The organism is Lachnoanaerobaculum sanguinis (genome assembly GCF_033242365.1).
GTDB classification, from domain to species: domain Bacteria; phylum Bacillota; class Clostridia; order Lachnospirales; family Lachnospiraceae; genus Lachnoanaerobaculum; species Lachnoanaerobaculum sanguinis.
In genome coordinates this window covers 63595-72893 of record NZ_BTHK01000014.1, presented here as the reverse complement: position 1 = coordinate 72893, position 9299 = coordinate 63595, and the positions used below count along the sequence as shown (strand labels likewise).

The 9299-nt window shown below is 30.1% G+C and carries 6 protein-coding genes and 1 pseudogene; 4 read left to right on the top strand and 3 right to left on the bottom strand.

Going from position 1 to position 9299, the window contains the following annotated elements; translation table 11 throughout:
- The first annotated feature begins 131 nt into the window (after positions 1–131).
- The 3 genes and pseudogenes from SBH76_RS10140 (at position 132) to SBH76_RS10130 (ending at position 3354) form a co-directional block, all read left to right on the top strand.
- Positions 132–985, top strand: a pseudogene (locus SBH76_RS10140) (carbohydrate ABC transporter permease).
- Positions 986–1006: 21 nt separating this feature from the next.
- Complete coding sequence (locus tag SBH76_RS10135; RefSeq protein WP_009662007.1) at positions 1007–2113, top strand: glycoside hydrolase family 172 protein; 1107 nt, start codon at positions 1007–1009, stop codon at positions 2111–2113.
- An 8-nt stretch (positions 2114–2121) separates the two neighbouring features.
- Positions 2122–3354 (top strand): extracellular solute-binding protein, encoded by a 1233-nt coding sequence (locus SBH76_RS10130; RefSeq protein ID WP_317977724.1) that lies wholly within the window; start codon positions 2122–2124, stop codon positions 3352–3354.
- A gap of 59 nt (positions 3355–3413) precedes the next feature.
- Here the strand turns inward: SBH76_RS10130 and SBH76_RS10125 are convergent, their stop codons facing one another.
- The 3 genes from SBH76_RS10125 to SBH76_RS10115 form a co-directional block, all read right to left on the bottom strand.
- Entirely contained in the window at positions 3414–4250 is an 837-nt protein-coding gene (locus tag SBH76_RS10125; protein WP_317977723.1) for a cell wall-binding protein, read from the bottom strand.
- A gap of 186 nt (positions 4251–4436) precedes the next feature.
- Entirely contained in the window at positions 4437–5144 is a 708-nt protein-coding gene (gene trhA, locus SBH76_RS10120) for a PAQR family membrane homeostasis protein TrhA (protein ID WP_317977722.1), read from the bottom strand.
- A 103-nt stretch (positions 5145–5247) separates the two neighbouring features.
- The gene (locus tag SBH76_RS10115) at positions 5248–6369 is read right to left on the bottom strand and encodes a VanZ family protein (protein ID WP_317977721.1); all 1122 of its coding nucleotides are present in this window, start codon (positions 6367–6369) and stop codon (positions 5248–5250) included.
- A gap of 909 nt (positions 6370–7278) precedes the next feature.
- Here SBH76_RS10115 and SBH76_RS10110 point away from each other — a divergent pair.
- Positions 7279–9279, top strand: coding sequence for an AAA family ATPase (locus tag SBH76_RS10110; protein WP_317977720.1), 2001 nt, complete (start codon positions 7279–7281; stop codon positions 9277–9279).
- Positions 9280–9299 lie beyond the last annotated feature (20 nt).

Here is a 9299-nt window from a genome sequence, read left to right as displayed (position 1 = left end):
AAGTTTTTACAACTTCTCCTCACGTGCTTTGTAGTATAGCTTCTTGTTATCTATTTTAAATCACAGAGTTGAGATGTAAAATACTTTCATTACTATTTGTGCCGCGGCTTGACCGCGGAATGGAGATTAATATGAGTAGTAATACTAAATATAAAATATATAAAAAATGTATATCTATAAGCAGATGGTTATTATTTATAGTGGTTGCATTTCTTATCTTATTTCCTGTATATTGGATTTTTATATCATCAATTACTCCTGCAGGAGATTATTTAAGAAGCCTATAGATTATTTGCCAAATAATCCGACACTTGACAGTTATAAATTTCTTATTGAAAATGTAGGGTTGTTAAGTAAAATAGGAAATACAGTAATAATAGTAGGAAGTACATTAATAATAAGCACAATATTATGTACAATGGCAGCTTATGGATTTTCAAGGTTTAATTCAAAATGGATAAGTGTAGCGTTTGCATTTATTCTTGCAACTTTACTTATACCTGAGGTGGTTACTGCAAGGCCTTTATATGAATTTATGAAAAAGGTTGGATTGTTCGATACATATCAAGGTTTGATAATACTATATGTAAGTTCGGTTATTCCGTTTACAGTTTTGATATTAAACAATTTCGTCGGTAAAATACCTGTTTCACTGGAAGAGGCTGCTGCTATAGATGGAGCAAATTTTATACAGATTTTATTTTATATAATATTGCCTTTGATGAAACCTGCTATTGCCACAGTGTGCATTATTAATTTTATAAATTGTTTAAACAATTTTTTTACACCTTTATATTATTCAAACGGAATACAGGTTTTATCTGTAGCGATAGTTCAACTTCCTTTAAGAGATAATATGTATGGTGTACCATGGGATTTAGTCAGTGCAATGGGATGGATAATACTTTTACCGATAATATTATTTGTTGCTGTTTTTGAAAAGCAGATAATGGATGGAATTATGGCAGGTGGTGTTAAATCTTAATTTAGATAGGGAGTTAAGTTTATGTATGATTTATACGGAAGTTTAGGAAATTTAGCAATTTTAAAAAACAGAAAAAGTAGAGCTGTAAATGCAGAAAATCCTACAGGAGAAAAAGGTAAAGGCGGGATGGCATCAAGCAATCTGGGGCCTTCAAGAAAAGGAAGTCCTTGTTTAAAAGATATACCGAGTGGAGAAACTGTAACACTTGCCGATATAGAGGGACCGGGTATAATAAATCACATATGGATTACGGTTACAAATAAAACAACAGAAGCAGATTGTTTTGTTTTAAGTGATCTGATTATAAGGATATATTGGGACGATGAGGAAACTCCTTCTGTAGAGAGTCCACTTGGAGATTTCTTTTGTTGTGGATTTGCAAGGGAATGTGTAGTGAATTCAATGCCGATTGTTGTAGTACCAAATAGAGGAATGAACAGTTATTTTCAAATGCCTTTTAATAAAAGAGCAAGAATAACTTTGGAAAACCAGCATCCAAATCCGATACCGGCATTTTTCTATCAGATTGATTATTGTGTTGTAGATAATCTTCCTAACGATATAGCTTATTTTCATGCTCAGTGGAGAAGAGAAAGAGTTACAACTTTAGGTAAAGATTATGTAATATTGGACAATGTAAAAGGAAAGGGACATTATATCGGGACATATATTGCATTGACCACATTGGAAAGGTACTGGTGGGGAGAAGGAGAAGTAAAATTTTACATAGACGGAGATATAGAATATCCTACAATTTGCGGTACAGGAACTGAAGATTATTTTGGAGGTTCATGGAGTTTTGCAAAACAGATAAATGGAAAAACAGTTGAGCAAAATTATAGTACATCATATTTGGGATATCCGTACTATTCATCACATGATGAATTGATTCATAATGATTATCACAATGATGATTGCTTACCGATGAGAGGGTTCTATAGGTGGCATATACAGGATCCTATATGCTTTGATGAAGATTTAAAGGTTACTATACAGCAAATCGGTGTTGGACATGGAGGTCTTTTTGAAAGACAGGATGATGTTGCAAGTGTAGCATATTGGTATCAGACAGAGCCTCATTCATCATTCTTACCTCTTGTAGGAAGAGAATGTAGGCGTCCAAGATAGGAGCTGATTTGTATAAAAAAATTTTTTGTATTTTATTATGTATCGGTTTAATTCTATCTTCTTGTAATAATTATAAGAAGAATGAAGAAATAGAAATAAGCAACTATTATGAAGCTGAATTAAATATCATGCATATAGAAGCTGATAATCCTGATTTTAAAAATTATATTAACGATGTATCAAGAAAATTAAATATGAAAATAAATATAATTCCTTGTCCGGCTGATGCAAATAATAGACAGGCGGAAATTTCAACATTACTTTTATCAGGAAATTCAGATATTGATTTGATTTCAGTTAATGATGAGATGGTAAGTGAGTTTAAAGTAAAAGGATATATTGAAAATTTAGATGATATAATGAGTAAAAATATTGTGGAATCATATCCTAAAGACTATGTAGAATCAGTGGCTATGTATAAAAATCATTTTTATTCTGTTCCATACCTTATGGATATTATGATGTTTTGGGTAAATGAAAAATATATAAAATATTCAGAACTCGAAGGAGTTAAAAATTTGGATGATTTTTCATTATTTGTCGGTAATGATTATGGTACAAACATGTATGGATATGGAAGTGCATGGGATGAAACATATATATATAATGATTTATCACAATTTATAAATATGTTTGATGGAGACTATTATAATTGGAATAATGATAATACAAAGGAAGCTGTTAAGTTTTTGCATGATATGCTGAAACATGGTTATACACCTCAAAATCAAATGATAGACAGATACGAACAAATGGAACAAAAATTTATTGACGGCAAGTATGGATGTGTATTTATGTATAGTGGTGCTATAAATATCTTTTTGAATTCAGGAAAGTATGGAGAAGATGGAATACATGTGGCAGAACTTCCTATGTTCAAAAAAAATGCAACTAATATAGCAACGTGGCAGTATGTACTTAATAAAGCTTCAAAAAATAAAAATGCGGCAAAGAAATTTTTAAGTTATATTTCAAGTAGAGAAGGGAGCATTGAATATAGTAACGCAATGAAGCAGATACCTGCAAGAATTGATGTTATCTTAGAGGAAGATATAGATGTTCCTGATATTGATATTATAAGAAAGTATGTTGAGAATACAAACTTTAAAGTCAGGCCGCTGTCATCTAATCCAATGAATGATATCTCGGAAATGGGAAGAATATTTCAAAAGTATTTATTAGATGAGATAACATTGGATGATTTTTGTAAATTAGCTCAAGCAATAGCTGATAGAAAATAATTTCAGTATGTAGAGAAAAACGGTCGGCACTTTAAGTGCCGGCCGTTTTTAATACAGTCTTAATATACACCGTTAGCAATATCTTTATTTACAGAACTCATATCTTCAGAAATATAAGGATGAATACCAAATCCGCATCCATATCCCATGGCATCGGCATATCCTGCCTGATTGTCCATATTTACGATACACCATTGATGAGTTTTTGTATTAGGATTTGCATGTTCCCAATCATACCCCATAAAATCAAGAACTCTTCCAAGTGCTCTGGTACCGCCTGCACTTGTACTTATTCCTGCTATAAAAACACCATAAGGACTTCTGTAGTACTTATTTTCATCATTTTCACGTGAACTTTCTATAATATACTCTTTGTAAATAATAGATGAAGCCTTCTTTATTTTTGCAAGATCTGTTATAAGCGAGGTGTCTGATAAAACTCTTGTGGCAATACTTCTTGCAACAGCATCAGCCTGCTCGGCCTGTTCCTTAGTACAATATTTATAATAGGCATGTTTTTCAATTGTAGAGGCTGCCTTTGGCTCATTAAGCACAATTTTTTCAGAAATTCTTGTACCGTCATTTCCGACTTTATAACCGTCAGGAGTGGTAGTATCGGTTAACATCATTCCGTTTGGACCGATGTAATAGTCACCAACCCATTGATTTGTAACCATTTTTCCCTCATTATCAAAGTAGAACCAATGATCTAAAATATTTTTCCATCCTGTAGAAACAGTTCCTTCAGAATCCACATAACACCAGGCATCATTATGAATCATCCAAGTATCTTTTAATGCATACCTTTGTTTTTTATATCCTTGACTTGCAAAAACAGTTGAAGTTAAAGATAATGTAGCAAATATTATCAATGTACAAAAAAGCTGCTTTTTCATATAAATACCTCCTATAAAATATATACATACATTAAAATATAAAATTAACTCTATATTAATTATATATAATAAGACGGGTGTATTCAATAGCATATGTATTATTTGCAGTTTTATTTTTGTAAATATTATAAATAAATGAAATAAAAACAGTAATTTATAGATATATGACTTTTATTGAAAGAATATTTAATAAAAGGATAATGTACTAAAAAGCAACATATAATGGCAAAATGTTCCAATCATAATAAAGACATGAAAAATCTCATGTGAACCGAAATAAATATGTTTTTCATTAAAAGCTTTTAATTTAAAGGCATAGATTACAGCTCCGAGTGTGTAGGAGATACCTCCAAACAAAAGCCACAAAAATCCGGCTAGAGGGAGTGCTTTGAATATAGGTTTTAATGCAAATACACAAAGCCATCCCATAATAAGATAAATTAAAGATGACAGCCACTTAGGACAGTTTACAAAGAAAATTTTCAGTATAATTCCTCCGATAGCAAGTGTCCATATGGCAGCCAGTAATATATATCCTACTTTTCCTTTAAGTGCTGTAAGGCATACAGGTGTATATGTTCCGGCAATCAATACAGAAATCATTATATGGTCTATTTTACGGAAAATCATTGTCTTTTTAAGGTCTAAAACTACAGAATGGTATGTTGTACTTGCCGCATATAATAATGTAGTTGATACAATAAAGACAAACATAGATATTGAAGTTAAAAAGCTTCCATGTTCTACAGTTCTTTGAATAAGCGGGCCGGCTCCTATCCATAAAAGAATAAGCCCCAAAAAGTGAGTAAGTGCTGAGCCCGGTTCCCTTATTTTTATTGATATAGTTCCGGGAAGTACACCGAATCTTGTCTTTTCTTTATATTTTGAGTTCATATTTATCCCTCCTTGATGTAGTTTTAAAAACTATATGTAATGTATTTAAATACTACATCAACAATTGGGACATTTCAAGTATAAAAAATTAAATATGATTTAATTATGATACTTTAACAGTGCTCTGAATTTTTGTCTTTGATAAATTTTCATACAAAAGTCTGCGATGTCTTGCGGATTTTATAAGAGCTGTAAGTAATATCATAAAGTACAAAATAGTTGCTAAAAGTTCAAGAGTTGCATATGCCATATCTTTATAAGGATCTGTATTTGTAAGTATTAAACTTTCAAGAAGTCTTCTTATATTTAAAGGAATAAAAAAATAAAATCCGTAAAAAAGAATATACCTTAAAAAATATGAATAGAATGCAGGACGTTCTTCATTTAAAGATACAATGGCTGTACTCGTGATAAATTTTCCCAAAGTTCTTCCTTTAAATAATATCGGAAAAACAGAAAAATAAAATAATATACTTGCTTCAAATGAGAACAGCAAGGCAAATTCAGGTATTAAAATTTCACAAATAAAAGTTAAAAAAGCAATAAATGCCATATCAAAAAAGAATGATATAAATCGTCTTGTTAATGATACTTCCATTCCTTTCTTATAGCTTATTTCATCCAGCTCATCTCTAGAAGGCAAAAATTTCATAAACGGTTCCATTAAAAGAAATCCGAGTAAACCGCCTGAAGTATTTACTATAAGATCATCCACATCAAAGAGTCTGTAACTGCCGGAATATAGGAAGTACAGTCCTGTAAGTTGAGTTATTTCAAAAAATAATGATAGTAGAAATGATAAAACAATAGTTTCTATAAATGATCTTTTAAAATAGTAACGTAAATACATTCCAAAAGGTAGAGCTAAAAACAGATTTAAAATATTTACAAGAAAGGCCTTGTTCAGTACTACACTTAACCATGTTTTTGGCTGATCTTTAATAATATCCGATCTTTGTAAAATATCTTTTATAAATAAAAAAGGTTCAAGCTGCATTTTATGACTGTGCAGCGTGGCAGCCTTTTCCGGAGACGGAAGAGGAAGTATCACCAGGCAGTACATACACAGAATATAAAAAATAAAAGAATAAACGATTACAACCTTCAGACTTATAACAGATCCGTATTTATGGTAGTTATAAGCAATATAAGGTAATGTAAATATAGCAACCACAAAGGGAAACAGTATAACAGCCTGTAAAGATACTTCTATATATTGATTCATATTTCCTCACAAAAAATAAAACAGATTAAAATGATATAATACCAGCCGATATAGCAATGTATAAATTTTATATCAAAATATCTGTCATAAAATTATAGGCTTTATTATACCCTTTAATAATATATTTAATCAATAAATATAGTTGGTATTATTTCTAAAGATTGAGGATAAGTATTATTGTATATGGGTATGCGGTTGTCTACTAATCCGTTAAACTTATAGAGTTTAAAACACTGGGATAAATATTTTGCATGAAAATTACATGACAGTGGTGCAAAAGGTTTGGATTATTTTTTACACTTCAAGTAGTACATCAATTAGTTGACATAACTCATTGATTATTCCAAGACTTTGAAATATCCTTGTAAAGGCTTATATTTAAGTAAGTATCTTTTTAACAGTGATAAAATAATACAAGTTCTGTATTTATCTATTGAGAACGATGTAAAATAGATGAAGTTAATAAAATATGAAAGACTATTAAATTTATAATAGCCTATAAAATACAGAGGAAGTAATATAAGAATGATGAGTTGAATTTAGAAAGTGTCGGGTGTAATATATGATTAAAAATTTCAAATAAATAATTTTACTATAAAGCAATATGTAAAATAGTGAAAATCGATATTAATGTATTAAATGATGGTTTTTACAATATATGGAGAGAAATAAATTTGAAAGCAAACATACATACTTTGTAAATCAGATTGTGTATTACATACTTCATAACAACATGATAGAGTATTTGTCATGATTGTAGGATTCAGCATTTAAAAGTAAGAGAAGGTGGAAATATTTATGTATCTTCCTGTTTGTAGTGTAACTAAAATATAATAAAAAATAGTAATACAAATAAGTTGCGCATGGAACTTGTGTAGTTTAAATTAAAAAAGAGGAGTGTTAACAAAGATGTATATAAGTAGAATAATAGATAAAAATATAGGACCGATTTCAAAAATTGATATAAGCCCTTCTTTTATGGATGATGGAAAGCCCAAGCCCCTTATAATAGTAGGTGAAAACGGCAGTGGGAAATCAACAATGATATCCAATATTGTAGATTCACTATATGAGCTTGCAGGAAGAGGATTTAGTAATGCATTACATCATGATAAAGAAAGTTACAATTATTCATACTATAAGATTATCAGTAGCAATGAGATAAAAGTAGGAGAAAAATATCTTTTTTCAAGAGTGATATTTGATAATAGAGTAGAATATTTATTTAAAACTGGTGATTGTTCATTTGAACAATTTAAGAATGAGAGTGGTTATGATGGAGATATAACAAACTGGGATACAAATACCGGAATAAAGGAAATTCGTGGTTCAGATAACGAAGAAATAAAGAAAGTATTTTCTGAAAATGTAATATGTTATTTTGGACCCGCGCGCTATGAAAAGCCTAGTTGGTTAGGTGATACATATTATGATGATTTGTCAACACATTTATATGTCGAACCTAAAATTACGGGTATGCTAAAAAATCCAATAATGGCATATGATATTGGTAAAGGTAATTTTAGATGGCTACTTGATGTAATTGCCGACTCAAGGGCAGATATAGGTATAGAAAAAAATAACATTCTGAAAATAGTTCATATAAATATACAAGATTTAATGGCAATGTCATCAGCACGATTCTACCTTGAGCGAGTTATGAGTATTATACTAAATGAAGATGTATATTTTGGGCTTAACTTGAGAGTTCATGGTGGAGCAAGATTTAATATAAAAAGAGTTAAAGATGATTCAATAATTGCCTTATCAATGGATTCGTTGTCTACAGGACAATTGGCTCTTTTTAATATTTTTACAACCATAATTCGTTATGCAGATAATAATGATATCAATAAGAGTGTATATCCGGATAGTATAAAGGGAATAATAATTATCGATGAGATAGAATTACATCTTCATTCAATACATCAAAAAGATGTATTACCAATATTGATGAAAGTATTTCCATATATTCAATTTATTGTAACAACACATTCACCATTATTTTTATTGGGACTGGAGGAAGAGTATGGTGATGATGGTTTTGATATTTACCAAATGCCTGATGGAAACAAAATTGGTGTTGAAAGTTTTTCAGAATTTAAAAGAGCCTATGAATACTTTACTGAGACTGAAACACATAATAAAAAGTTGAGGGAAGCAATCGATAAATCTGAATCAAGTAAACCTATTATTATAACTGAAGGAGCAACAGATTGGAAGCATATGCTTGCTGCGTATAATAAACTGTCAAAAATCGACAAGTATAAAGAAGTATTTAAAGATTTAGATTTTGAATTTTTTGAGTATGAAGCAAAGAATAGTAATAAAAACACAGAAAATAAGATAGATATGGGTAACACTGCATTATCAACAATGTGTGAGAGCTACTCTAAAATGCCCAATAGTAGGAGAATGATTTTTATTGCAGATTGTGATGATGATAGGACAAATAACAAGATGTCTTTACAAGGTGTTAAATATAAGACTTGGGGAAATAATGTATTTTCTTTTATTTTACCTATTCCTGATTTTAGAAAAGATACTCCGGAAATTTGTATAGAACATCTTTATAGTGATGATGAAATTAAAACTGAATACAAAGAAGGAGATATTTCACGTAGATTATATTTAGGTAATGAATTTAACAGTAATGGTTATATGACAAAAGAGGATAAATGTTGTGAAAAGAAAAAATTGTGTGGAAGTGATAAGATTTCAATTATTGACGGATCATCCGGAGAGAGAGTAATTAATCCTAAAGAAGACAACAGTCCGAACTTTGCACTTTCAAAAATGGATTTTGCAGAATGTGTATTGGAGAAAAAATCCGGATTTGAAAATTTTGATTTTTCTAATTTTGTTCCTATATTTGAAATTATTAAAGAGATAATTGAAAATGAGAATTGATATAAAGATAGATTAAACAC

Excerpts from the sequence above, each read along its gene's own strand:
- SBH76_RS10135 (WP_009662007.1), top strand. The coding sequence starts at position 1,007 with ATGTATGATTTATACGGAAGTTTAGGAAATTTAGCAATTTTAAAAAAC.
- trhA (WP_317977722.1), bottom strand. The coding sequence starts at position 5,144 with ATGAACTCAAAATATAAAGAAAAGACAAGATTCGGTGTACTTCCCGGA.
- SBH76_RS10115 (WP_317977721.1), bottom strand. The coding sequence starts at position 6,369 with ATGAATCAATATATAGAAGTATCTTTACAGGCTGTTATACTGTTTCCC.
- SBH76_RS10125 (WP_317977723.1), bottom strand. The coding sequence starts at position 4,250 with ATGAAAAAGCAGCTTTTTTGTACATTGATAATATTTGCTACATTATCT.
- SBH76_RS10110 (WP_317977720.1), top strand. The coding sequence starts at position 7,279 with ATGTATATAAGTAGAATAATAGATAAAAATATAGGACCGATTTCAAAA.